20 protein-coding genes are annotated in these 25,678 nt (G+C 43.3%); 5 read left to right on the top strand and 15 right to left on the bottom strand.

The genetic code is table 11. The features are described 5' to 3' along the window. The 3 genes from recC to recD form a co-directional block, all read left to right on the top strand. Positions 1–2,441: exodeoxyribonuclease V subunit gamma (gene recC / locus ABYB02_RS02470; protein WP_372760733.1), on the top strand; the 2,441-nt coding region annotated here is incomplete at its 5' end. Further along, entirely contained in the window at positions 2,428–6,003 is a 3,576-nt protein-coding gene (gene recB, locus ABYB02_RS02465) for an exodeoxyribonuclease V subunit beta (RefSeq protein ID WP_372760731.1), read from the top strand. The genes recC and recB, both read left to right, overlap by 14 nt. Beyond that, positions 6,000–8,000, top strand: a complete 2,001-nt coding sequence (recD, locus tag ABYB02_RS02460; protein ID WP_372760729.1) for an exodeoxyribonuclease V subunit alpha — start codon at positions 6,000–6,002, stop codon at positions 7,998–8,000. Before recB ends, recD begins: the two co-directional genes overlap by 4 nt. 130 nt (positions 8,001–8,130) lie before the next feature. Here recD and ABYB02_RS02455 read toward each other — a convergent pair whose 3' ends face one another. From ABYB02_RS02455 to ccoN, 15 genes are all read right to left on the bottom strand, one after another. Beyond that, a complete protein-coding gene (locus ABYB02_RS02455) occupies positions 8,131–8,760 on the bottom strand; it encodes an amidohydrolase family protein (protein ID WP_372760727.1) in 630 nt (209 codons plus the stop codon). A gap of 34 nt (positions 8,761–8,794) precedes the next feature. Beyond that, positions 8,795–9,883 (bottom strand): amidohydrolase family protein, encoded by a 1,089-nt coding sequence (locus ABYB02_RS02450; protein ID WP_372760725.1) that lies wholly within the window; start codon positions 9,881–9,883, stop codon positions 8,795–8,797. Positions 9,884–9,903: 20 nt separating this feature from the next. Continuing rightward, a complete protein-coding gene (locus tag ABYB02_RS02445; RefSeq protein ID WP_372760723.1) occupies positions 9,904–10,257 on the bottom strand; it encodes a cytochrome c in 354 nt (117 codons plus the stop codon). A gap of 51 nt (positions 10,258–10,308) precedes the next feature. Beyond that, positions 10,309–11,028 (bottom strand): hydrolase, encoded by a 720-nt coding sequence (locus tag ABYB02_RS02440; RefSeq protein WP_372760721.1) that lies wholly within the window; start codon positions 11,026–11,028, stop codon positions 10,309–10,311. A 312-nt stretch (positions 11,029–11,340) separates the two neighbouring features. After that, on the bottom strand, positions 11,341–12,255 hold the full coding sequence (gene ttcA, locus ABYB02_RS02435) for a tRNA 2-thiocytidine(32) synthetase TtcA (protein ID WP_372760719.1): 915 nt from the start codon (positions 12,253–12,255) through the stop codon (positions 11,341–11,343). A gap of 157 nt (positions 12,256–12,412) precedes the next feature. Continuing rightward, a complete protein-coding gene (gene uspE / locus ABYB02_RS02430) occupies positions 12,413–13,339 on the bottom strand; it encodes a universal stress protein UspE (RefSeq protein ID WP_372760717.1) in 927 nt (308 codons plus the stop codon). Between the two features lie 144 nt (positions 13,340–13,483). Then, complete coding sequence (locus ABYB02_RS02425) at positions 13,484–14,221, bottom strand: FNR family transcription factor (RefSeq protein ID WP_372760715.1); 738 nt, start codon at positions 14,219–14,221, stop codon at positions 13,484–13,486. 42 nt (positions 14,222–14,263) lie between these two features. Then, entirely contained in the window at positions 14,264–14,935 is a 672-nt protein-coding gene (locus ABYB02_RS02420) for a sulfite exporter TauE/SafE family protein (protein ID WP_372760713.1), read from the bottom strand. Then, the gene (gene ccoS / locus ABYB02_RS02415; protein WP_372760711.1) at positions 14,928–15,095 is read right to left on the bottom strand and encodes a cbb3-type cytochrome oxidase assembly protein CcoS; all 168 of its coding nucleotides are present in this window, start codon (positions 15,093–15,095) and stop codon (positions 14,928–14,930) included. The genes ABYB02_RS02420 and ccoS overlap by 8 nt, the downstream gene beginning before the upstream one ends. After that, positions 15,092–17,467: a heavy metal translocating P-type ATPase gene (locus tag ABYB02_RS02410; protein WP_372760709.1), complete on the bottom strand. Its 2,376-nt coding sequence runs from the start codon at positions 17,465–17,467 to the stop codon at positions 15,092–15,094. The genes ccoS and ABYB02_RS02410 overlap by 4 nt, the downstream gene beginning before the upstream one ends. An 8-nt stretch (positions 17,468–17,475) precedes the next feature. Further along, positions 17,476–17,967 carry a FixH family protein gene (locus ABYB02_RS02405; RefSeq protein WP_372760707.1) on the bottom strand — a complete coding sequence of 164 codons (492 nt, stop codon included), beginning with the start codon at positions 17,965–17,967 and terminating at the stop codon, positions 17,476–17,478. Between the two features lie 137 nt (positions 17,968–18,104). Then, a complete protein-coding gene (gene ccoP / locus ABYB02_RS02400) occupies positions 18,105–19,142 on the bottom strand; it encodes a cytochrome-c oxidase, cbb3-type subunit III (RefSeq protein WP_372760705.1) in 1,038 nt (345 codons plus the stop codon). Continuing rightward, a complete protein-coding gene (locus ABYB02_RS02395) occupies positions 19,139–19,324 on the bottom strand; it encodes a cbb3-type cytochrome oxidase subunit 3 (RefSeq protein WP_372760703.1) in 186 nt (61 codons plus the stop codon). Before ABYB02_RS02395 ends, ccoP begins: the two co-directional genes overlap by 4 nt. Positions 19,325–19,330: 6 nt before the next feature. Next, on the bottom strand, positions 19,331–20,005 hold the full coding sequence (ccoO, locus tag ABYB02_RS02390) for a cytochrome-c oxidase, cbb3-type subunit II (protein ID WP_372760701.1): 675 nt from the start codon (positions 20,003–20,005) through the stop codon (positions 19,331–19,333). A 12-nt stretch (positions 20,006–20,017) separates the two neighbouring features. Beyond that, a complete protein-coding gene (ccoN, locus tag ABYB02_RS02385; RefSeq protein ID WP_372760699.1) occupies positions 20,018–21,451 on the bottom strand; it encodes a cytochrome-c oxidase, cbb3-type subunit I in 1,434 nt (477 codons plus the stop codon). Positions 21,452–21,794: 343 nt separating this feature from the next. Here ccoN and ABYB02_RS02380 point away from each other — a divergent pair, with 343 nt between their 5' ends. Together ABYB02_RS02380 and ABYB02_RS02375 are read left to right on the top strand one after the other, a co-directional pair. Further along, the gene (locus ABYB02_RS02380; RefSeq protein WP_372760697.1) at positions 21,795–22,217 is read left to right on the top strand and encodes a hypothetical protein; all 423 of its coding nucleotides are present in this window, start codon (positions 21,795–21,797) and stop codon (positions 22,215–22,217) included. Positions 22,218–23,082: 865 nt separating this feature from the next. Next, entirely contained in the window at positions 23,083–25,665 is a 2,583-nt protein-coding gene (locus tag ABYB02_RS02375; RefSeq protein WP_372760695.1) for a TonB-dependent receptor, read from the top strand. Positions 25,666–25,678: the final 13 nt, after the last annotated feature.

Raw genomic sequence — 25,678 nt, 5'->3', positions numbered from 1 at the left:
TTGGTAACCCGTTGTTATCGTCGTGGGGCAAGCTTGGTCGCGATTATTTTGAGCAATTGGTGCAGCTGGATGCCCGTTGGATTGATGGCTTTATAGATGAATTTGACAATACGCTATTAGGCCAAGTACAAAGCGAAATTTATCAATTGGCCTTTAAAGGTGAATCACTAACCGATAACAAAGCGTGGTTTATCAACGACGAAGGCAAACTGCCGGTGAGCGCAACCGACAGCAGTATTACCTTAAGCGATTGCCACACACCGCTGAGAGAAGTCGAACGCTTGCACGACTATTTACTTAATTTATTTAATCAAAACCCGGCGCTTACCCCCAAAGATATTATTGTGATGATGCCCGATGTAGGCAGCTACAGCCCTTATATTGAGGCGGTGTTTGGCGGCGCGCAAGGCAGTCGTTATATTCCTTATGCACTGGCCGATTTAGCCATAGAGCAAGAAAAGCCCGTGCTCAGCTCATTCGCCAGTTTAGCCAATTTGCCGTTTTCGCGTTTTGGTGTGTCTGATATTCTCGATTTGTTACAAGTTAGCCAAATTGCCGAAAAGTTTGCTCTAGAGCCTCACGAGTACGAGCAAATACAGTATTGGCTAGAGCGCGTTGGGGTTAAATGGGGGTTAAACGCTGAACATAAACAGCATTTTGACTTGCCAGCTATCGAATTAAATACCTGGCAACATGGCTTAAACCGCTTATTACTCGGTATCGCACAGCGCGACGAACAGTGCCCGTTTAACGGCATTTATAGCGCGGATGAAGTCGAGGGCATGGCGCTGGATACACTCAATAAGCTGGTGCATTTTATTGATGTACTACAGCACTTTAAAGCGCAATTGACTCCCGATGATACGCTGGTGAATAAAGCGCATATTTTAGGCGAGTTACTCAATGCCATTTACAGCAGCGAAAGCGACGACAGCTGGGATTTACTGGTACTGCAAAATGTACTTGAAGACCTACAAAAACACCATGAAAATGGCGATTACCGCCAACCGGTGTCGCAGCGCATAGTGAGCTATTTAATTAAACAGGGGATTCAAGAAAAAGGTGTAGGGCAACGCTTTTTGGTGGGGCAAGTTAACTTTTGTACCCTAATGCCGATGCGCGCGGTGCCTTTTAAAGTGGTGTGTATGTTAGGGCTAAACGATGCCGACTACCCAAGAACCGTGCAACCGATTGGTTTTGATTTAGTGCCGCACTCTAAAAAACAAAAAGGTGACCGGTCACGTAAATTAGATGACCGTTACCTGTTTTTAGAAGCGCTACTCAGTGCCCGCGACAATTTGTACATCAGTTACATAGGTCGCTCCTGCTTTGACAACCAGCCGCGTATGCCATCAACGTTAGTTAGTGAGTTACTTGAGTATATTGGCCGCAGCTTTACCCTTGAAGGTGATACCAGCAAAAAACTGCCACACTGTTTGATACATCAACAGCATTTACAGCCGTTTAATCAGCGTTATTATTTGGCCGATGCACAAAACCAAGGGCAAGTAAGCGATCACAGTTACAACCCAATTTGGTTGCCGCGCACAGCGATAGCGCCGTTACCAACCACTGAACTAGACGTGGCGGCACCTACACAATTAGAACTTGATGTGTTGATACGCAGCGTATGCCACGCACAAGAGAGTTTTTATCAGCAAACACTCGGGTTACGTTTGCCACAATTTAACGAAGTGGCCAAAGATGAAGAACCCTTTAGCCTAGATGCGCTACGACGCTATTTTTACCTTGATGAAATACTTGAAGCTAACATTAATCAGCACGCCATAAGTAGTGAACAACTGCTGCAACGCGGCGAGCTGCCGCAAGCCAATGTCGGCAGCTTAATTTACGAGACGATGCAGCACCGCGTTGATGCGCTAGCAGGGCAAGTAAAAGAGCATATTAAAGGCGGAAAAAGCGAGCCATTCGAGGTGGCCTTGGTCATTGAAAACACTAAAATAGAGGGTTGGTTAAATCATTTATATTTACACAAACAAGTGTTTTACCGCAGTGCCAGTATTAAAGCGAAAGACTTAATTAAAGGCTTTATTTATCATTTAGCCGCACAAAGTTGTGGGCAACAAATAGACACCCTGATATTGGGGCTGGATAAACAAGTTAGCTTTGCAGCGATGAGTAAAGCCGATGCCGATTTACTCCTCGCCGATTGGTTTGCGTTATACCGAGCACTACGCAAACAGCCCGTGGCGTTTTTTCCGGTTAGTGGCTACGAATACATTAAAACTGGTGGCGATATGGCAAAAGCAATCAGTAAGTTTAGCCCGCAATACATAGGGCGCGGCGAGGGGGAAGACCCTTACATTCGTTTAACAACCGAGTCGCTACTTGATTGCCAAGACGAATTTATAAGCTGGAGCGAGACATTGCTCGCGCCGCTATTGGCACACGCAAAGGAGAGCAGTTATGCAAGCGCTTGATCCACTCATTATGTCACTCACTGGGCAAAGCTTAATTGAAGCCAGCGCCGGTACCGGTAAAACCTACACCATCACCGGTTTATATTTACGTTATTTATTAGGCATGCAGCTACCCGAAGAGCCAACTGCAGCAGCGAATACGCCGCTGAGTGTGGAGCAAATACTGGTGGTGACCTTTACCGATGCCGCCACGCAAGAAATAAAAGATCGAGTGCGAAGCCGAATCATAGCCGCACGCGATGCACTGCTTGGGCAACAGCCAAACGATGAGTTAATTGCAAGCGTGATAGCGGCAGTTAAAGATAAACATCGCGCCTTTGACTTACTCGATGCAGCGGCTAAATCAATGGACGAAGCGGCCATATTTACTATTCATGGCTTTTGTCAGAGGATGCTAAAACAGCACGCGTTTGAATCGGGTGTTGCGTTTAATCTAGAGTTTATTTTAGATGAGCGCGACATATTACTCGACACCATTAAAGACTTTTGGCGTACATTTGTATACCCACTAGATAAACAAAAAACGGCGGCGGTTTTAGAGGTATTTGCTGCCCCCGAAGCACTTTTTAGCCATGTGGCAAGTATATTAAATAAAGCCAATGCGCAGATAACGCCGCAAATAAATTTAGCCGACGTCTGGCAAGCGCGCGATGACTATTTAATGCGGGTGCCTAAATTTAAACAAGCCTGTATAGAGCAAGAGTTTATAGCAGCAGTGCAAGCCTCGGGGTTGAGTGGCGCTAAAACCCCTGGGCGTAAGGGGAGTCTTGCCGCGCTTGAAGCGTTTTGTTACGGCAGCGATGCATTTTTTGAATTTGGCACCAATAAATACTCGTTTGAAGTATGGAGCAGTGACAGCTTAACTGATGTCAGTAATTATAAAAAAAATCAGCCATTATTTAGTCACCCATTAATTAGTGAATTTGATCAACTAGCAGCACTCAATAACACGCTTAATCGCGGCCTTAAAATTGCCCTAGTGCAACACGCCGCGCGTTGGGTAAAACAGGCCATAGTAAAGCGTAAGCAAGAGCAAAGTGTGATCACCCCCGACGACTTACTACGCAATTTGCACAGCGCGCTTAACAGCGAGCAAGGTGACGTGCTGGCGCAAAAAATAGCGCAGTTATTTCCGGTCGCGATGATAGATGAATTTCAAGATACCGATCCTGTTCAGTACGGTATTTTTAGTAAAATTTACCGCCAAACCAATACCACATTAGCCATGATTGGCGACCCTAAACAAGCTATTTATGGCTTTCGCGGCGCGGATATTTTTACTTATATTGGCGCCAAAGAGGCGGTGCAAAAACAGCAGCAGTTTACCTTAGGCACTAACTTTCGCTCCAGTAGCGATGTGGTTAATTGCGTCAATAGTCTATTTGCCAAACACGACAATAGCTTTATTTATAACGAAGCGATTCCCTTTAATGCGGTGGCGGCAAAAGGCAAAAAAGCCGATGCTGCCTTTTTAATTGATGGACAACCTGCCACAGCGTTAGAGTTTAGTGTATTTGTTGATGAACCAGCCGATGAAGAAAATAAGCCTACCAGTAAAGGCGTGGGGCAAGCACAGTTAGCCACTCATTTTGCTAATAAAGTGGTGCAGTTATTAGAAAAAGCCGACAACGGCCGCGCGTGTATTGGCAGTACTCCCGTCACCGCTGCTGATATTTGTATTTTGGTACGCGACCGAATAGAAGCGCAATTGATGAAAAAAGCACTCAGTGCAGCCAATATTGCCAGTGTGTATTTATCGCGCGACAGCGTGTTTAGCCAAGAGTTAAGCCATCACCTGCTTAATTTTTTAACCGCGTTGCATGGGCAATATAATGAAGCGTATTTGCGCGGCGTTTTGGCCGGGCCGTTATTTTGTTTAACCCATAACGAAATATATGCTTTAGCCGATGATGAAGCACAATGGCAAGAATACCTGAACTTTTTTGCCCAGCTTAGCCATATATGGCACAAGCAAGGCGCTATGGCGATGTTAGAGCGCTTAATGAGCCACAATCAACTGAGTGCAAAATGGCAGGGGTTAGGCTATAACGTCGAGCGTTGGTTGACCGATTTTAGACACTTAGGTGAAATATTACAGCAAAAACAAATAGAGCTTGAGGGCACACTGCGATTATTACGTTGGTTTGCACAAAAGGTGAGCCAACAAGATGGCGAAACCGTGCAAGTACGCTTAGAAAGTGATGCTAACTTAGTGAAAATAGTAACTATGCATGCGTCTAAGGGGCTGGAATACCCGTTGGTATTTATGCCGTTTGCCAGTGGCTATCGCGAAACCAAAGAAGCGCTGTACCATCACAACGGTGAACTTATTTACGATTTAACAAACAGTGAAGATGCACTGCAACAAGCAGAGCAAGAGCGCTTAGCCGAAGATTTACGCTTATTATATGTGGCACTTACGCGAGCAGTGCATTATTGCGCTTTGGGAATGTATAACATGGGGCAAGGGCAAAGCCGGCGGTTAGCAATACAAAGCAGCGCTTTAGGGCACGTGTTATTTGCAGGGCTGGAGATCACCAGTAGTCAAACGTGGCGAGCGCACCTAGCGGAGTTTTGTTTGCAGCATACAGCGATGCGCTACGAAAGCTTTACCGCAGCGCAGTTGCAAGACCAAGGTGTGCTTAACTTAACCAGTCACGAAAGCGCAGAGCAAGATTTAACAATTAATAAAGTCACCGCGCAAATTGAGCGCGACTGGCGGGCAACCAGCTTTAGTGCGTTAAGCTTTAAAAAACACAGCGAGCAATTAGCGCCTGGGCGCAGTGACGAAGATCACGATAAAGATGAATTTGCCGTACAACAAGACGAGTTGCCATCGCCGTACAGTTTTCCTAAAGGGGCAAAGCCGGGAAGTTGCTTACACGAAATTTTTGAGCAAATAGATTTTACCAGCCCAATCACGCACCCAACTAACGCGGAGCAAAATTTAGCACAAGTGGTGCAACGTTGCCTTGAAAAGTACCACATCAGCGAGCAGTGGCAACAGGTGACTGAGCAATGGGTGCTCGACGTATTGGCATGCTCGCTTGATGGTAATGAGCTCACTTTAAGTAAGCTTACCCCGCAAGACTGTTTAGTGGAAATGGAGTTTAATTTACCCCCTGCCAGCCTAAGCGCACCTCAGCTGAATGAAACCTTGGTCAAACACTTTGGCTTTACGCAAAGTCACTTGGATTTTTCACAGGTAAAAGGGCTATTAAAAGGCTTTATCGATTTAATATTTTGCTACCAAGGTAAATATTATATTTTAGATTATAAATCTAATTATTTAGGCAATCATGGCGCTGATTATCAGCCAGAGTCATTAGAGCAGGCAATGAGCAGCCATCAATACCACTTACAATATTTAATTTATACTGTGGCACTGCACCGCTTATTAAAACAACGGCTGGCAGATTACAGCATTGAAACGCATTTAGGTGGCGTGTATTACACCTTTTTGCGCGGCATGCCAGCAGGGCAAGGGGTGTTTTTCAATAAGTTGACGGCGCAACAAGTGATGATTTTAGATGGTTTGTTTAGCCAAGGAGCGATGGTATGAGTGACTTGAATCAGCAAGGCAATTTATTTGCAGGCTTGGACGATGAGGCCGGTAATGAGGTAACAGCACAAGAAGCTCACACGATAACGCACATACCGCTGCTTGAATATTTAGTGAATGAAAAACGCATACGCGTGGTAGATGTAAAGCTGGCAGAGCTATTATGTGCGAATCACCCTGAGCCAGCGCCAAATGCATTATTTTATATTATTTTACTTTTGTGTTCGGCTCAGCAAAGTCAGCATAGCTGCTTAACGTTACACGAGGTTGATTGGGCAAACCCGTTTAAGTTACGCCACAGTGATGTAAACAAAGCACAGGGTCAAGTGCCCGATTGCATAACCCCGTTTGCCGATGACTTTAGCGCCGAGCACGCGGCCCATTATTTACACACGCAACATTGTGTAGGCGCAGGGCAACCGCTGCAATTATTTAAGCAACGGCTGTACTTTGCGCGCTTAGCCGAATATGAACAGACACTGGCAATGCGTTTATTAGCGATGAGCGAACGTAAATTGAATATAGACAGTGAGTTACTGGCTGAACTACTTGATGGTTATTTTCCTACTAATAGCGCGCAGCACATTGATTGGCAAAAAGTGGCGTGTGCGATGGCGGCCACCAAAGGCTTTAGTGTGATCACGGGCGGTCCGGGCACCGGTAAAACGACCACAGTTACCAAGCTGCTGGCCATCTTACAATCGTTATATAAAACCGCACCACTGAACATTAAGCTGGTGGCACCCACAGGTAAAGCCGCGGCGCGTTTAAGCGAGTCTATTTTGGGGGCGAAAGCAAAACTGCATGATACTCCCGAAGCTATTAAAGCCTTGATCCCCGGTAGCGCGCAAACCATCCACCGCTTATTAGGGGTAAAGCCATTTACCAATAAGTTTCGCCATAATGCCGCAAACTTGCTGCACCTAGACGTGTTAATTATTGATGAAGCCTCGATGGTCGACTTATCATTAATGGCAAAGTTAATAGAAGCCTTACCCCAGCACGCACGATTAATTTTACTCGGTGATAAAGATCAGCTGGCATCGGTAGATACCGGCAGTGTGATGAGCGATTTATGTCAAGGTTTAGTGCTAGGGCAGACGCCTAACTACTCTGCCGCGCGTTGTGAACAATTAAATAACCTGTGTTTTAATGGTGAGGAAAAATTATCCGCTCAGCAAGGTAGTGCGTTTAAATTAGCCGATTGCATTGCTTTTTTACAGCACAGTTACCGCTTTGATACCGCAAGTGGCATTGGCCAATTGGCGTTGGCGGTAAATACCAATAACACTGGCTTGTTACATTACGTGGAGCAAGAAAGTCGCGAAGGGCGCTTTAACGACCTAGTGTTAGATTATGACTTGGTAGCGACCCCCATTGAAAAGCTGGTTAATAGTGCGGCTGCTAAATACACTGCGTATTTAACCTTAATTCAGCAAAAATCCAGTGTAGCCGAGGTACACAAAGCGTTTGCCAGTTATCAGCTATTGGCCGCGGTGCGCGAAGGCGATTACGGGGTGAATAGTTTAAACCAGCGCATAGAGCGCGCGTTACAGCGCCAAGGGCTGATAAGCGTTAGTCCAAACCAACGCCATTATGTGGGTATGCCGATTATGGTGAGTCAAAACGATTACCAGCTTAAACTGTTTAATGGTGATATTGGGATTTTAATGCCCGATGACAGTGGCCAACTTAAGGCGATATTTATCGATGAGCAGGGCAAGCAGCGGGCCTTTTCGCCAGCGCGATTGCCCGCACACGATAAAGTATATGTGATGACGATACATAAATCCCAAGGCTCGGAGTTTAATTACACCGCCATGGTGTTACCGCCATTAAAACAGGCAAATGTGGGAGTAAATCGACAATTAGTGTATACCGGGATCACCCGCGCTAAACACACCTTTGAGCTGGTGGCAGATAAAAAAGTATTGTTACTGGCAATGAATAAAAGCGTGTCGCGGGCATCGGGGCTGCATGCACGTTTGCAGCAATAATTGCTAAAAACTGTGTGCTAGCAGTGCTTTTTCGTTCGCCATTAAAAAGGGTTTGCTGCTGCAAACCCTTGTTGCTTTGTAGGTTATTAAATCTAGTACAGTGTTCCTGTATTTAGCTAGCTTGGTCTATTTATTGATTAACCGGCGACCATGCAGGTAATGCTTTTTCCAGTGGTTTATGCAGTTTAGGAAAACTCTGCTTTGCAGCATACTGCACTTTACCGCCGACAACGGTTAACTCTGCTTCGGTTTTAAGGAGTTTGTTTTCTGCGACCGTTAAAATATCGTGGTTTAGCATAGCAAAGTCTGCGTACATACCCGCTGCAATTTGCCCTTTTAGCACTTCCTCACCTGAAAAATACGCACTGCCTTGAGTGAAAACCTGTAATGCGGTTAGCCTGTCTAGAGTATTGGTTTTATCGTACAGGGTATAACCGCCAACTGTTTTACCCGATACCGCCCAATAATACGTCGCCCATGGATTAAAGCTAGCAACGCGGGTACCATCAGTGCCAAAACCTACTGGTATGCCCATAGCGAGCATTTTTTTAATCGGAGGGGTACGTTTAGTTTGTTGTTTACCATACCGTTTGGCAAAGTCTTCCCCTGCAAACGCCATACGGCCTTGCACTGCAATAGCACCGCCTAATTTTTTGATCCGCGCGAGATTTTTATCTGACACCGTTTCGGCATGATCAATAATCCAGCGCACTTTATTCAAGGGCTGTGTTTTATTAATTTTTTCAAATACGGTTAACATGCGATCAATTGATTGATCGTAGGTAGCATGAATTCTAAACGGCCAACCTTTGCAATAGGTGTAAACGTACTACATCTTCTAATTCAGCTTCTGCATCGGCTGCAAGCTCAGGGCGCCCAGATGTGAAGTTTTCATAATCAGAGGCACTCCAAGCCAGTAGCTCACCACCGCCTTCAATAACATAGCCATTATCCATGTGCGCGTGTAGATCTTGATCCGCGTTATAATTGCTCATCCATTGCGTAAAGCTTTGAATTTCTTTGTTTGGCGTTTGCGGAAATAAATAGTTAGATACGCGAATAGGTAGCTCACCGGTAACCGCTAACGCGGTAGACGCTTGGTAATTTTCAGGGAAAGTGTGACCACCGCCGCCGGCATCAATCACGCTGGTAACGCCTAAGCTTAATAACTTATTGTAAAAGTGTTTACTGGAGTTTAGTTGCTCGGCGGCTGATAACTGCGGTAATGCAGCAATCGTTTTATATAAAATCATTGGATTAGGATCAGCGACTAAGCGCCCAGTGAGCTCACCGTTGGCGTCTTTTTCATAGTAACTGCCTTTCGGTGCAACGCTATCTTTAGTGATGCCTAATACCTCCATGGCTTTTTGATTTAGTACGCCACCAGAGTATAAGTGCAAGACAAATACAGGGGTATTGGGTGCTGCTGCGGTTAATTCAGCTGAGGTTGGCAAACGCTTTTCTTTAAATTGGTACGGGCTCCAGCCGCCAATAACACGTACCCATTGGCCTTTAGGCGTTACTTTTGCATTTTGCTTTATCATTTCCAGGCCAGTGGCCAAAGAGTCTATCCCTTCCCAGCGGGTTTCTAAGTTATAAAATCGGCCACCACGTACCACATGTAAATGTGAGTCGTTAAGACCTGGGATAATACGACGACCTTGCGCGTCAATAACCAGCGTGTCGGCGGTTTTATCTTTTAACAAAGCATCTTTATCATTAGTTAATTTTTCAAAGCGGCCATCAGTAACCGAAAAAGCACTGAATTTTTTACCGTCATATGTATCAATTTTACTATTGTAAACAATCATGTCGGCGGCAAGTGTATTAAAAGCGATAGTTGAACCAAGAGCGACTGAAAGTAAACTTTTAATTAGTTTCATATCGTATTCCTTACGTTAAATTATTGCTGTGAGCCGGCATTACGCCCAGCTTGGGATGAATAAAACAGTGCTAAATCTTTAATATCTTGATCTGATAGAGCACTGGCATTGGCGCGCATAATAAAAGCCATTCCGCCTTTACGTTCGCCGCCACGATACGCTTTTAATGCGTATTCAAGGTACTCAGCATTTTGTCCGGCTAGGTTTGGGTTGCTAGTAATGGGTGCAATACCAAATTCGCCATGGCAGCCCATACATTGTTGGGACAATTGCTTTGCTCTTGCTAGGCTTTGTGCTTGTGCCGTGGTACTCACTTCCTCACTGGCATAAAGAGAAGATGAGAGAACTAATGCTAATAATGGAATGATTTTCATGCTGCTCTCCAAACAAAAGGCCACATAAGTGGCCTTTAATAATTGATAAAACTAGTGACCTTCTTTTGCATTAAACATCTCAGTTGCGTAAATAAGGCCTAAACCGTAACCACCTGCATGGTCTTTAGCGATATTGGTTACGTCAGCATAGGTACCTGTGCGTGCCCAGTCACGTTGGAGTTCTAGCATATATTGTAGCCACGTGATTGGTTTTGCACCTGCTTGAACCATACGTAATACTGCCATGTCGTGCGCTTCTTTACTTACACCGCCCGATGCATCGGTTACAAAAAACACTTCATAGCCTTCATCAATTGCAGAGAGTACAGGGCCTACACCACATACTTCGGTCCATAATGCAGAGATAACAATTTTATTTTTCTTAAACGATTTTACTTTGTCAGTTACGCGTTTATCTTCCCACGTGTTCATTGTTGTACGATCGATCGGTGTTTGATTAGGGAATACCGCTTGTACTTCTGGAAAAATTGGCCCACTGAAAGACTTTGCCGCAACGGTTGTTAAAATAGTAGGTACGTTAAATGCCTTAGCAGCTTTAGCTAAACCCGTTACATTGTTACGTACGCTTTCAACGGTGTGCGAGCGTGTAGCAAATGCCATTTGTGGTTGATGGTCAATTAAAATTAACGAGTGGTTGTCTGGCGTTAACATGCTTTTTGATGGCTCACCAGCAAAAGCTGAAGTGCACGTTGCTGCAACTAAACTTAGGCCCACAGCTAGCGTTTTTAATGCTTTATTAATATTTAACATAACTTTTTCCTATTCATTGGTTGATAACAGAGTGTCACTTTGTTTTGACATTTAAATAATAGGTTCACTTTTAACTATTGTACATTTGTAAGATTCGCATTATTCATTCTTAAAAATAGAATGTTATGTATATAGCCAAGAATAATGTCTGTGAGTGACGAGTGCATAGTTAAATAAGAATGTTCACTATAGCGCAGCTGGATAAAAGAATATGTGATTAGCTGCAAGCGGGTGAAGGGCTGCTAAGGAGTGATTAATTGTTACTGGGAAAGGGTTTGCAAGCTGACAAACCCTTTATGGTGCTGTGCGTGACTAGCTTAAGTTAATAGTAACGACGTCTGCGCTGGCGTCTTCGTCTTGCTGCGCATTTAGTGGCACTTTTGGAATGTCGGGTTTATCAAGGGCAATATCGCCTCCATCAATCACTTCACCGGTTTGCAGGTTAGCAAAATCAAATAACTGATTATCAGCTAAGTGTGATGGCACCACATTTTGTAACGCAGTAAAAATACTTTCGATACGTCCAGGGTGCTCTTTATCCCAGGTAGCCAGCATCGCTTTAGTATGTTTACGCTGTAGGTTTTCTTGTGAGCCGCATAAATTACACGGAATAATAGGGTAGCCTTGTGAAAACGCGTATTGACTGATATCGGCTTCTTTACAATAAGCTAATGGGCGAATCACCATGTGTTCACCATTATCGCTCATTAATTTTGCCGGCATACTTTTTAATTTGCCGCCGTAAAACATGTTTAAAAACAAGGTTTCTATCATGTCGTCGCGGTGATGGCCTAAGGCAATTTTAGTCGCGCCTAGCTCTTTAGCGGTGCGGTACAAAATACCACGACGTAAGCGTGAACACAGGGAACAGGTTGTTTTACCCTCAGGTATAATATCGGTAACTATGCTGTAGGTGTCTTCTTCAACAATTTTATATTCAACACCTAGATTATCTAAGTATTCAGGTAAAACATGGTCTGGAAAACCAGGTTGCTTTTGATCGAGATTAACCACAAACAGGTCAAACTTAATTGGGGCAACGCGTTTTAAATGTTGCAACATATCGAGCATGGTATAGCTATCTTTACCGCCCGAGAGGCACACCATAATACGATCGCCTTCTTCAATCATGTTAAAGTCCATGACTGCTTGACCCGTTTGGCGGCGTAAACGCTTTTGTAGCTTATTTGCGTTAAATTGAGCTTTAGCTTGATCTGAGTGTGACAATTACGCCCCCTAATAAAACAATACAGCAAAGTTATTTGCTAAAAATAAAGGGGCGTATTATACCCGAACTACCTGAAGATGCGAGTTTAGGGTGTAATAAAAAGCCGATTTAACCCCCAGCGGTTTAATATTTTAACGGCTGTGGTCGATTGCTTTGTTACTCTTTAGCCAGTGGGCTTTTATAGCCATCGGGTTTGAGTGCCAGTACATCACAATCTAGGCTGTCAATCACGTGCTCTGCCGTATTGCCTACTAGCGCAGCGCTTAACCCAGTGCGTCCTACGGTGCCAATAACCACTAACTCGCTGTTTAAGCGCTTAGCCACATCGGGGATCACATCTTCTGGCAGACCTTCTTCAATGAAACATTGCTGCTCAGTTAAGTTAAACTCATGGCCTAATGCATGGGTGGATTCTATATGGTGTTTTTTTACAGATTCGTTATAGAGCCCAGGGTTAAACTCAGGGATTTCTATAGCAATATTAACCGGTGTGGCTGGGTAGGCGTTCACTAAGTTTAGCTGCGCGTTTGCCAGCTCGGCGATAAATTGTGCGTCTTTGATAATGCGTTTGTTGAGTGCTAAATGCTGCTCGTTCTCGCTCACGGCATTAACCGCGGCTAAAATATTCCCTTGTTCTGGCCAGCTCATTTGTTTTACAAACAGGACTGGGCTTGGACATTTACGCACTAAGTGCCAATCAGTGGGGGTAAAAATTACCGATTTGAGGGTGCCGTGCGGGTGAGTGCCTTTTATCACTAAATCGAACTGTTGTTCTATAACGGTATTAATGATTGCTTCGTAAGGGCGGTTATGCCAAATAACTTGTGTCTCTATTGTGATGTTTTTATAGGGAGAGACTAAATCTTTTAGCCAGAGCTGGCGATCGTTAAGCACTGCTTTACGCATAGCCTCGCGCTCGTCGCTCGACAGCATAGTGGTCATTTCATAAGAAAAATCGTACACCGTCATAAAGGCGGTAATAGTGGCGCCTGACTTTTTAGCTAAATCAATAGAGCGCGCTAAACCGTGTTGATCATCTTTTGTGGGATCAATAACCGCCAGAATGCGTTTAATAGTATTCATGTGATACTCCATTTTTATAACAGGTCCACTTTGAGTGTAACCTAAATACAAAACAGTGAAAGAAATAGCACAAAAATTGTTGTTCTAAATCAAATTATTTAATTCAACTTAGTTGATGTAACAGGTTTTATTAAATTGCAGTGATCAACGCGGTTTAACAATGGCCGCGGCTTTAGCCAGCGCTTCGTTATTTAAAATAGTAATCAGCTTACCTTCTACTTTAATTAACTCTGCTTTTTGAAAGCGGCTTAATAACCGACTTATGGTTTCTACAGTGAGGCCTAAGTAATTACCTATTTCGCCGCGGGTCATGGTAAAGCGAAATTCTTTACGGGAAAAACCACGCTCAGCAAAGCGTTCAGAGAGGTTATAAATAAAGCTTGCAAGGCGCTGCTCGGCTGACTTTTTATTCAGCAATAAGAGCATTTCCTGATCATAGGAAATTTCGCTGCTCATTAAACGCATTATTTGTTTGCGCAGTTTGGGCAATTTACCGGCGAGTTCGTCAAGGGTATCAAATGGGATTTCGCACACCATGGAGGTTTCTAATGCTTGAGAAAAGCTTTGATGAGTTTGGGTGTTGATAGCATCAAAGCCCACCAAATCACCGGCTAAATGAAACCCAGTTACTTGCTCTTCACCTTGCTCAGATAAAGTATAGGATTTAAACGAGCCAGAGCGTACAGCATAAATAGCGTTTAAGGGGGTGCCCAGTTCAAATAAATAGTCGCCTTTGTGCAGCGGCTTTTTACGCTCAATAATTTCGTCAAGTGTATCCATTTCTTGACCATTAAGTGAAAAGGGTAAACACAACTGACTGATACTACAGTTGGTACAGCTTATGGCACAGTCAGTTTTAGTACGACCTTGAAAAAAGCTCATTTATTCAATCCATTAAAATTTTAAGCCAGGGAACGATCTGTATTATTGCACTAGCTTATCGGTTGCAATGATCAGTAAATAGATAGCATACCAAATAATCAGGCTGCCTAACACCAGTCGCGTCCAGGGGTGATTAAATAAAGTGGTTAACTTTTGCGCCGCGATGCCGACGGTGATCATTGCTGGAAATGTGCCCAAGGCAAAACACAGCATCACTAATGCGCCATCGAGTGCATTAGCACTGGTCATTGCCCATGTTAATGCAGAATAGACTAAACCACAGGGCAACCAGCCCCATAACGCGCCATAACCTAACGCTTTAAAAGGGGAATTAATCGGCATTAAATATTTATTTAGCTTAACTAAGTGCTGCCATACGAGTGTTTTACCCAGGCGTTCGAGCCACTGTAAGCTGGCCGCTAAGCGCATAATATAAATGCCGACCAATAGCATAAAAATACCCGCCATAAAGGACAAGGCTAAAGAAAAGCTCGAGTTTTGTTTGGCAAACTGGCTGCTAATACCCGCTACTAGCGCACCGGCAAGCATATAACTGCTGGCTCGGCCTATATTATAGGCAAACGAATAACTGAAGGTGCGGCGTTTATTGCTCGCCAATTGCAATGAGCTGGCAATGCCACCACACATGGCGATACAGTGGCCGCTGCCAAGTAACCCCATTAAAAAGGCACTGATAAAAATAGGCTCAATCATTACTGTTTTTATGTTGCTCTTTATCGTCTTCAAACAAAATGCTGTGGCCTTGTTTGTTTAGATCAGAAAATTGCTCGCCTTTCACGGCCCAAAAAAATACCCCAATCGCAATCAGCACAAATAAAATAGCTATAGGGACTAAAATGTAAATTATGCTCATAACTTTAATAGCCTTAGTGAATTACAAATCACAATAATAGAGCTTGCCGACATACCGATTGCGGCCATCCACGGGGCAACTAAGCCCATTGCCGCCAGCGGTAATATAGATCCATTATAGAGCAAAGAAAGCGTTAAGTTTTGCTTAATAATACGCCGAGTTTTTTTAGCCACCGTGAGTAACTGTTCAATAGAGGCCAAATCGCTATTAAGTAACACCACATCGGCACTATTTTTTGAAATGTCGGCGCCGGTTTCCATGGCAATGGATAGGTGGGCACTGGCAAATACCGGGCTATCGTTAACACCATCGCCGACCATAGCTACTACCTCACCTTGTGCTGCCCATTGCTCTACCGCGGTTTGTTTGTCTTGCGGGCTACAACTTGACTGTACGCTGTGTAATTTCAGTTTTTGGGCAATACGTTGTCCAGCATCTGAGGCATCACCCGTTAGCATATGGCACCTTAAATTCTGGCTGTGTAACTTATTGATCACGGTGCTTGCATCCGCTTTTATTTTATCAACAAAGTAAAAGCGCGCCACGGCTTGCTGGTTAATATACAAGGTGGCTTGCGCATTGGTTTTTTTACTATTAAACCAACCACTTTTGCCAATTGCGTAGTGAGTACCGTTGTGCTCTGCACTGATCCCTCGCCCTGGGTGTAATTGAATGTTGTCGAGTTTATGGCCAGGGACTTTGTAATCACTAAATGCACGCGCGATTGGGTGTTCCGAATAGCTTTCGAGTTGGGCGGCAATTTCAAGTACTTGAGTTTTTGTGTATGCATCGTTAAGCACATCAACAGCATCTAAACTGAACCGCCCCTGGGTGAGGGTACCGGTTTTATCAAACGCAAATAACGTAATTTTTGAGAGTGTTTCAAGTACATGCGCTTGTTTTATCAAAATACCTTTACGGGTTAGGTTTGCCACCGCGCAGGTTAAGGCTGTAGGAATGGCTAAACTTAATGCACACGGGCAGGTGGCTACGAGCACTGATATTGTGATCCAAAATGCTTGCTCAGGTGCAATTTGGTACCAACCAAACGCGGTGATAGAGGCAAATAGCAGTAATATCGCGACAAACCATTGTGCCACTTTATCGGTAATTTCTACCAGTTTAGGACGCTTGGTTAATGCAGTATGCTGCAAACGAATAATTTGATTGAGCAGGGTGCTCTGACCGATTTTATTGATTTTAATTTCAATAATACCGTCGTGGTTGACCGTACCGGCAAACACACTGTGGTTGATAAATTTGTTAACCGGTAAATGCTCACCGGTCATCATGGATTCATCCACGGTGGTTTTACCTTTAATTAAAATACCGTCGGCGGGGATTGTTTCGCCCGCTTTAATCAAAATGGTATCGTTTAACTTAAGCTTTTTAGCCGCAATAATATGTTCTTGGCCATGTTCATCTATGGTACGCGCAGTCAGTGGTAATAGCTTTTGTAAGTTGGCGGTGTATTCACTGGCTTTTAATCGTGCTCTAAACTCTAAATATTTACCTAATAATAATAAAAAGGTAAACATACAAATAGATTCAAAATACACTTCGCCCACGCCCATTACTGTGGCATAGCAGCTAGCCAAGTAGGCGCCAAAAATAGCCAGCGAGACGGGTAAGTCCATGTTTAACTGTTTAGCTTTTAGGCCGTGAATGGCATTGGTTAAAAATGGTAAGGCGCTGTATAAAATAACCGGCGAGGCCAACACTAGACTGATCCAGCGAAAGTACTGTTCAAAATTACTTTCCATACCGGAAAACATGCCAAAATACATAGCAAACGCAAACATCATCACTTGCATGGTCATTAACCCTGCCACACCTAAGCGGCGAACATAGGCTTTTGCTGTGTGTTGTTTTTGTTGTGCTTCTAAATCGGATTGAAAGGGGTAAGCTTTGTAGCCAACTTTAGCCAGTGCGGTAATGATTTCACTGAGCGCTGTCACTGACTTATCCCATTGGATCATGGCGCGATTGGTTGAGGTATTTACATCGACGCGTTTAATACTCTGCAGGTTTAATAATTGTTTTTCAATTAGCCACGCACATGCCGCGCAGGTTATGCCTTCTACGCTCAGTAATACCTCAGAAATATCATTACTGGTGCTAATGAATTCGTCTTGAATATCTGCATTATCGTAACTTTTGATAAAAGCTAGTTGCTCAGGCACTAACTGCTCTACTTTACCGGCCTCTACGGTGCGGTATTTGTAATAGTCGGTCATGCCTTGAGCAATAATATTTTGTGCCACAGCCTGACAGCCAATACAACACATTGGCTGTTGCGTGTTATCAATTACCACATGGGCGTTAAACCCGTTAGGTACACTTTCAAGGCAATGAAAGCAACGTATAGACATACTTAATACTACTTATAATTAGGCGTAACTAAAACAGCAAGGGAGGTGGGTAAGGTAATGTTTTCTTTTAGCTTCCAGCTTCCATCTATGGGCTCTATAAATACCGAGTACGCGCCGTCGGTGAAGCCGTCTAGCAAAGCGGTAAACTCTTGCTTCGCATTAGGCGTTAACGTGGCGCTAAAGTCATGCGCTTTTATGGTGCGATGATAAAACGACAGTTTTAATGCATGGATATTACTGCTATCGCCTTTGGTGAATCTAAAACTAACACGCTCAGCGGTGACGTTCAGTTCACCGTGTAAATATAACGCTTTGGCTTTATTGAACTTAGTAAGCTCTAAGTTAATGGCTTTGCCTTTTTTATAGTAATCGTCAACGACCATGTCCGGGCCATTACCAATCGCGGTAATAAATAAAGAAATACAACCAATAATCGCGACTAGCGGGAAAAAGATTAAAACCCAAGGCCAGAAATTTTTATACCACGGAGTTGCTTGCATAATGACTCTAAACTTAATGTTGGTGGCGCTATATTATAATAAATATAACCAAAAGACTAAAAAAAAGCCTCCGACTGGAGGCTTTTTTGATTTGGATTAATCTATTGATATTAAAAGATTAAATATTCGTTAACGGGTTACTGTTTTGCTTGTGATAAGTTGTAAACGTAAGCCGTTAGTAAGTGAATTTTATCTTCACCTAAAATATCTTTCCATGCTGGCATCACACCGGCACGACCGTTTATAAGGGTTTCTTCAACAGCACGTTGCGAACCACCATATAACCAGATGTTGTCGGTTAGGTTAGGTGCGCCAAACGGTAAGTTATGCGCAACAGATCCTTTACCGTCGGCACCATGACACGCGGCACACATAGCAAACTTAGCAGCGCCTGCAGCAGCATCTTTTTGGTTAACGGTACGCCCTGATAGACTAAGTACGTGAGCGGTCATCTCTTTAACACCTTGCTCACCTAATGCATCACCCCAAGGTGGCATTGCGGCTACGCGGCCATAAAGTAATGTTTCTTTAATTTTATCGGGTGTACCACCATATAACCAATCATCATCAGTTAGGTTAGGGAACCCCGTACCACCACGTGCGTCTGAACCATGACACTGTGCACAGTTTTGTGCGAACAAGCGTTGGCCAATTTCAATCGCTAATTGACCTTGTGTTTGCTCATGTTTTTCGCCATTACTCAGTGCTACTTGCTGTGCAGCATCACCCGCTAATTTAGACTCAACTAAGTCTAATACAGGTATTTGCGCAAGTTCATTGAAGATAGGGCCAAAACGCTCTTCTGCCGCGCGATATTCAGCGTCTAGCTTAACGAAGCGACCTTCTTCTTGAGCCTGCTCAACTGCTTTTTTAGATTCAGCTAAAGAGGTAATACCTTGGTTAGAGCTAGTCCATTTACCTAAGCCTTCCCAGTTACCTAAACCAGGGTAGGCCGCTAAATAGTACACTGACCAAATAAACGTTGCGAAGAACATATAAGTCCACCATTTAGGCAGTGGGTTATTTAGTTCTGTAATGCCATCATATTCATGTCCGCAGTCTTCACCTTCAGGCACACCCGCGTAGTTTTTTAAATTCCACACTAGCAAACCGAATAAAATGAAAAGACATGCTAGGGTTAATACAATAACCCAAATACTCCAAAAGCTAGTCATTTTTCAGACTCCTTTTCCTCGTTAGAGAGTGTGTTGTTGTGTTTTTTTTCATCTTCAAAAATGACATTAGCAGCGTCTTTAAAACGTGTTTTACTCCGTTTGCTGTACGCCCATGCAACAATCACAATAAATAGTACTAAAATTACCAGAGTCAAAATGCCTCTGTATGTTCCGTAATCCATAATTAATTACTTCAAGTGGGTGCCAAGTTGTTGCAAATAAGCGATAAGGGCTTGCATTTCTGTTGCACCTTTACCGTCATTCATTGCTTCAACTTTAGCAACATCAGCGATTAGTTCTTCATCGCTGCCATACCCTAAACCATTGTAACGGTCAGTACGGCTGTCGATGCCAAATTTATCACGGAAAATTTTAAGTTTATCTAGAGTCAAGCTAGTGTCTAGCGTGTTCTCTGCTAACCAAGGAAAACCAGGCATGTTTGACTCAGGAACCACAGCGCGTGGGTCTACTAAGTGCGCATAGTGCCAATCGTCAGAGTAACGGTTACCAACACGGGCAAGATCAGGACCAGTACGTTTTGAGCCCCAAAGGAAAGGGTGATCCCAAACAGACTCGCCAGCAACAGAGTAATGACCGTAACGCTCAACTTCGTCGCGGAATGGGCGGATCATCTGTGAGTGACAGTTAGAACAGCCTTCACGCACGTAAATGTCTCGGCCTTCCATTTCCAGCGCTGTTAATGGGCGCAGCCCATCAACAGGTTTTGTTGTATCGTCTTGGAACATTAGTGGTGTAATTTCAACTAGTGCGCCAAAGCTGATTGCGAACACAGTTAAGATGGCCATTAAGCCGATATTCTTCTCAACTATTTCGTGTTTATTTTGTGAATTTTTATTGCTCATTATCTCACTCCGTTACGCTAATTGTGCTTGTTCGTCTAGTTGCAACGAATCATTTTTCGCTGCCACTGTACGATAAACGTTATAAGCCATAACTAGCATACCTGTTACGATGAATACACCGCCTAAGAAGCGCATAACATAGAAAGGATGAGAAGCCTCTAAAGACTGTACAAAGCTATACATTAATGTGCCATCAGAGTTAACTGCACGCCACATTAGACCTTGCATAACACCTGAAATCCACATTGCGACTATGTATAAAACAACACCAACTGTGTGTAACCAGAAGTGGGTATTGACTAATTTAATGCTGTACATACGGCCTTGTGAGAATAACGCCGGAATTAAGTGGTAAATGGCACCAATAGAAATCATGGCAACCCAACCTAATGCACCCGAGTGTACGTGGCCAACAGTCCAGTCAGTGTAGTGCGAAAGCGCGTTTACAGATTTAATTGCCATCATTGGACCTTCAAAGGTAGACATACCGTAGAAAGATAATGAAACAACTAAGAAACGTAGTACCGGATCAGTACGTAGCTTATGCCATGCACCCGATAAAGTCATAATCCCGTTGATCATGCCACCCCAAGATGGAACGAATAGGATAATTGACATAACCATACCTAAACTTTGCGTCCAATCAGGCAACGCAGTGTAATGTAGGTGGTGAGGACCTGCCCAAATATAAAGAGAAATAAGTGCCCAAAAGTGCACCACAGATAAACGGTAAGAATAAACCGGACGACCCGCTTGCTTAGGAACAAAGTAATACATCATACCCAAGAAACCAGCGGTTAGTAGGAAACCAACGGCATTATGTCCGTACCACCACTGTACCATGGCATCAACCGCACCAGCATAAATAGAGTACGACTTTGTTAACGACACCGGCACTGCCATGCTATTTACAATGTGTAAAATGGCAACCGTAATGATAAAGCCAGCATAGAACCAGTTTGCTACATAAATATGCGACACTTTACGCTTTGCAATTGTGCCCATAAAGACTATTGCATAGGTTATCCATACTACGGCGATTAAAATATCAATCGGCCACTCAAGCTCTGCATATTCTTTAGAGCTGGTATAGCCTAAAGGCAGTGTAATAACGGCAAGTACAATTACCAACTGCCAGCCCCAAAAAGTAAAGGCGGCGAGTTTGTCAGAGAGAAGACGCGTTTGACAGGTACGTTGTACGACATAATACGATGTCGCAAAAAGTGCACTGGTGCCAAATGCGAAAATTACGGCGTTCGTGTGTAACGGACGTAGTCGAGAGTATGTTAACCATGGTGTATCAAAGTTTAGTGCTGGCCAAGCTAGTTGGGCAGCAATCAGAACCCCAATACTCATGCCAACGATGCCCCAAATCACTGTCATAATAGCGAATTGGCGTACAACCTTATAGTTGTACTCAGTTTGTGATGCTACTGTTTGGCTCATTTTCTGGCTTCCGCTGCAATAAATGCGTTTAGAAATGAATTACCCACTTAAAAAAGTGGGGCCTACTATTATTTTAAGAGAGTGCGACCTAAAACGCTCAAAACGTGATTGTTTTAGAAAACAGACTCAAAAAACCCTTATTTTTTTTGCGGTGGAAATGATAAAATTTTTGGCTTTAAAAAGATAGGTCAATTACATAATATTATGACATCAATCAAACTTTGGCGACTAGTTGTTCACTTTTTGACGGGGTTTGCTTTTTATTTGTAGCAAAATTGTAATTATATGGTTGTGGGTCTTTAAAACAGCCTAAGCTGTGTTTTTTTCATGTTTGAGTGGTGCTATGGTGCGTTTTAAGTTGGCTTTGCTGTTTTTACTTTGTCTTTTAATGGGCTGTGATCAATTAAGCGCCACTGATGAGCCGTTGCCAAAAAACAGCGCGTGTGCAGCCGGCGCCCCGTGTACTTTTAGCAATGGTGTTAAAGTGTGGTTGAGTGATGCCGCACTGTCCCCAGAAACCCCTTTTTCTATTTTTGCTAAACTGCCTGCAGGTTTCGTTATTACCGATGCTAAATTGGAAGGGGTGACCATGTATATGGGTTTTATTCCGCAGCAATTTAAACGCCAAGGTAATGTGTGGCAAAGCGATACTATGGTGGGAATTTGCGCCGAAAACAACATGCTGTGGAAATTAGCGCTCACCATAACTAATAACACCTCACTGCAAAGCAGCACAGTCTATTATTATTTTTACGTCAATTATTAATGCTATGAACTTTTAGTCGCCTTTGTTAAAGGCTGCTGTATGGGTGACTCTGTGCTCACTAACCCTTGCCAGTGGCCAACCAAGACTTGGGTTGTGGCGCTGTGTAATTAGTTGTATGCCCGTAAAACCTTCCTTTTCAACCTCCTTTCACTGTTTTGCAGGCATTCGCTGCGACCCGCTGGCAGTGTGTTACCTCAAACGAGATCTAGCGTAGCTGGCCCTTAGTCGATTGTTTGTATAAACACATCATGGCGGCTTGCTTATTTGCAGTTATTGCAATACGCGTTAGCAATAAGTGAGCGGCAAGCTGCTTTATAAACGCATCCATCCAAACAGCTACACTCTATTATATGACTGGTTTATAGCAGTCAAAATACGTCAGCATAGACAGATTCATTAATCTACTTATATAACAGCTATTTCAAACATCTTTCCATTAACAGCCATAAATACACTAAATCAGACTGGTTAGTTACACCAGCTGCATAAATATAGTTATCAATTAACAGCGAGTTTTACAGTTTTAATAACCTGCTGTGATTAAGATGTTAATTTGCCTGATATAGGTACAAAATCCCGCTAATTACATTAAGTTACAAAGTTGCTTGGTTTGGTTTCAGTTGTGCTTTTAATGTAACAGTTGTTTGTTATTATTCTGTTTTTGTTGTGTTTTTTATAATTAACACTGAAACAATGCGTAACGTTTGTACCTGTTTTAGTGTGGTGATATTTTTGCTGTTTTATCAATAAACAGGTGTTAAGTTTTCGTTCAGTTTAATGCGCCTAAGTTGCGGTTGCTGACTCACTATTCATATAAAAGTGAGCATTACCATTTAGGTAAATTTTCAACAAGTAGGGTTCATCCATGAAAAAAACAACTCTTGGCTTAGCTGTAATTGCAGCAATCCCAATGTTCTCAAGTGTACAAGTGTTAGCGGCAGACGAAGCGGCTACATCAATTGAAAAGATTCAAGTAACGGGTTCTCGCATTAAGCGCGCAGATATGGAAACCGCTAGCCCAGTTACTATCATTGGTGCAGATGATATTGCTTCAACTGGCGCAGTGTCAGTTGATGCAGTATTGCAAAAAATGACCGCTACTGGCGGTGCAATGACTAACCCTGGCATTAATAATGGTTCTGGTGGCAACGCATCTATTGATTTACGTGGTTTAGGCTCGCAGCGTACTTTGGTACTGGTAAATGGTCGTCGTATGATCAATTCAGGTACTGGCGCAGCCTCAACGGTTGATTTAAATACTATTCCTGTTTCAATGATTAAGCACATTGAAGTGTTAAAAGATGGCGCGTCAGCGGTATACGGTACCGATGCGGTGGCAGGTGTTGTAAACATTATTCTAAAAGACAACTTTGAAGGTTTAGATTTAAACCTTAAGTCGGCTATTACCACAGAAGGTGATGCAGATGAAACGTCTTTTGATATCACAATGGGCGGCAGCTTCGGCCGTGGTAATGTTGTAGTTGGTTTACAATACACAGACCGTGGTGAAGCTTCTCAAGCAGATCGTTCTTTCTCAGAATGTCCTTTATCTGAGACAGAAGACGGCAGTGCGTTATACTGTTCTGGTTCTTCTTACACACCTAATGGACATGTGTGGTCTGGTGATGAATCGTTACAAGGTGAAGCGGGTAACGGTTGGCATGACTTTAGTGCCGCAGATCGTTACAACTACTCAAAAGACAGCTATTTGTACACCCCTATGCGCCGTTTGAACTTAACAGGGCTAGGTAGTTTCGATTTAACAGACGAAACACGCCTTTACTCAGAGTTCACTTATTCAAAGCGTTGGTCACAACAACAAATGGCACCACAGCCAGTCTGGTTTGATTTCACGTACCAACCTTGGATGGGAGATTCACTACTTAGCCATAATGTAAATTATGGGGATGATGTATCTTACGGCCGTCGTATGACAGATACCGGCACGCGTGATTTTTCGCAAGTTGTCGATACTGTTCGTACCGTTGTAGGCGCTGTTGGTTACCTAGATAATGGCTTTGAGTGGGATACTTCGGTGATCTTTGGTCGTAATGACTCTGTAGATCGTTTGAGCAACTTACACAATATGGGCTCTATCCAAGGTGCAATTGAAACTGAAGAGTTCAATCCATTAGCGCAAAAATCTTGGTCAGGTACTGAGTTTAATAATTATATCTACACTGAGCAAAATTCAGGCGGCAGCCAGTTGTTAATGTTCACAGCATCACTTGCTGGTGAACTAATGGAAGTGCCTGCGGGTTATGTAGGTTTTGCTGCAGGCTTAGAACGTCGTGAAGAAAAAGCATGGTACATCCCTGATTCAATTACATCACAAGGTTTAGCAAACGATCCTCGTGTTGAACCAACAGGTGGCCGTTTTGATGTAAACGAAGCTTATTTAGAGTTAGCGATTCCGTTGCTCAGTGATGCGTTCTTAGCGCAAAATGTTGAGCTAAGCACTGCAATTCGTGCATTCGATTACAGCACTTTTGGTTCAGATGAAACATGGAAGTTAGGTTTAACATGGCGTGTAAACGAAGAACTGATGCTTCGTGGTGTACGTTCAACAGCATTCAGAGCTCCTACGGTAGCCGAGTTGTATTCAGGTGACTCACCTTCATATGAGCAGGTAAGCTTCCCTAATGCACAAGACCAAGCTGAAGTCACAGTGGGTGGTAACCAAGCATTAACTCCTGAACTTGCAAGCACAGTGACGGTAGGTTTTGTATACGAGCCAGAATGGTTCGAAGGCTTTTCAATGACGCTAGATTACTACGACATTGAAATTGAAAATGCTATTGCAACTGTAAATAATCAATTTATCGTAGATTCTTGTTTAGTATCACCGTCAGGTGAATTAGCCAACCAAGACACCACCTTGTGTCAGTCTGCTAATATCAATTTTAACGAAAATACTGGCCGAATTACGTTTAACAACCAATTACAAAACGTTGGTTTTGAACAAACTAAAGGGTACGATTTAAACTTAAACTATACCTTTGATGCAGCTGGACTTGCGTGGAATACATCTTTAGACGTCACATATTTAGATGAGTACACGGTTGATGTTGTTGAGTCGAGCATCGACTACGCAGGGTTAATTACATCTGGAATAGGTGGGTATGCAGATGTTAAAGCAAACTTTGAACTGAGTGTTAAAGGTGATGCGTGGACGGCTAACTATAAAGCACGTTACATTGCCGGAATGGATAGCTACAGCTGTTTAGATAGTGAAGCGTGTTATGCACCAACAACGCCATCAGTTGTGTACCATGACATCAGCGGTTCTTACATCATCAATGACACTGTTTCTGTATCTGCAGGGGTTAACAACTTATTTGATAAGCAACCTCCGTACTACTCAGGTAACAACGACTCAAACACTGACCCGTACACTTATGACGTGTTAGGTCGTCGTTTATTTGCCGGTGTAAACGTTAAGTTTTAATTAGCAACTAAAC

Origin of the sequence: Pseudoalteromonas sp. (assembly GCF_041613455.1) — a bacterium.
Classification (GTDB): domain Bacteria; phylum Pseudomonadota; class Gammaproteobacteria; order Enterobacterales; family Alteromonadaceae; genus Pseudoalteromonas.
The sequence above is the reverse complement of the archived record's forward strand: the minus strand, read 5'-3'. Positions and strand labels throughout refer to the sequence as shown.

Bases quoted from the DNA above. Each gene is read 5' to 3' on its own strand.
- recB (WP_372760731.1), top strand. From the start codon at position 2,428: ATGCAAGCGCTTGATCCACTCATTATGTCACTCACTGGGCAAAGCTTA.
- recD (WP_372760729.1), top strand. From the start codon at position 6,000: ATGAGTGACTTGAATCAGCAAGGCAATTTATTTGCAGGCTTGGACGAT.
- ABYB02_RS02455 (WP_372760727.1), bottom strand. From the start codon at position 8,760: ATGTTAACCGTATTTGAAAAAATTAATAAAACACAGCCCTTGAATAAA.
- ABYB02_RS02450 (WP_372760725.1), bottom strand. From the start codon at position 9,883: ATGAAACTAATTAAAAGTTTACTTTCAGTCGCTCTTGGTTCAACTATC.
- ABYB02_RS02445 (WP_372760723.1), bottom strand. From the start codon at position 10,257: ATGAAAATCATTCCATTATTAGCATTAGTTCTCTCATCTTCTCTTTAT.
- ABYB02_RS02440 (WP_372760721.1), bottom strand. From the start codon at position 11,028: ATGTTAAATATTAATAAAGCATTAAAAACGCTAGCTGTGGGCCTAAGT.
- uspE (WP_372760717.1), bottom strand. From the start codon at position 13,339: ATGAATACTATTAAACGCATTCTGGCGGTTATTGATCCCACAAAAGAT.
- ABYB02_RS02425 (WP_372760715.1), bottom strand. From the start codon at position 14,221: ATGAGCTTTTTTCAAGGTCGTACTAAAACTGACTGTGCCATAAGCTGT.
- ABYB02_RS02420 (WP_372760713.1), bottom strand. From the start codon at position 14,935: ATGATTGAGCCTATTTTTATCAGTGCCTTTTTAATGGGGTTACTTGGC.
- ccoS (WP_372760711.1), bottom strand. From the start codon at position 15,095: ATGAGCATAATTTACATTTTAGTCCCTATAGCTATTTTATTTGTGCTG.
- ABYB02_RS02410 (WP_372760709.1), bottom strand. From the start codon at position 17,467: ATGTCTATACGTTGCTTTCATTGCCTTGAAAGTGTACCTAACGGGTTT.
- ABYB02_RS02405 (WP_372760707.1), bottom strand. From the start codon at position 17,967: ATGCAAGCAACTCCGTGGTATAAAAATTTCTGGCCTTGGGTTTTAATC.
- ccoP (WP_372760705.1), bottom strand. From the start codon at position 19,142: ATGACTAGCTTTTGGAGTATTTGGGTTATTGTATTAACCCTAGCATGT.
- ABYB02_RS02395 (WP_372760703.1), bottom strand. From the start codon at position 19,324: ATGGATTACGGAACATACAGAGGCATTTTGACTCTGGTAATTTTAGTA.
- ccoO (WP_372760701.1), bottom strand. From the start codon at position 20,005: ATGAGCAATAAAAATTCACAAAATAAACACGAAATAGTTGAGAAGAAT.
- ccoN (WP_372760699.1), bottom strand. From the start codon at position 21,451: ATGAGCCAAACAGTAGCATCACAAACTGAGTACAACTATAAGGTTGTA.
- ABYB02_RS02380 (WP_372760697.1), top strand. From the start codon at position 21,795: ATGGTGCGTTTTAAGTTGGCTTTGCTGTTTTTACTTTGTCTTTTAATG.
- ABYB02_RS02375 (WP_372760695.1), top strand. From the start codon at position 23,083: ATGAAAAAAACAACTCTTGGCTTAGCTGTAATTGCAGCAATCCCAATG.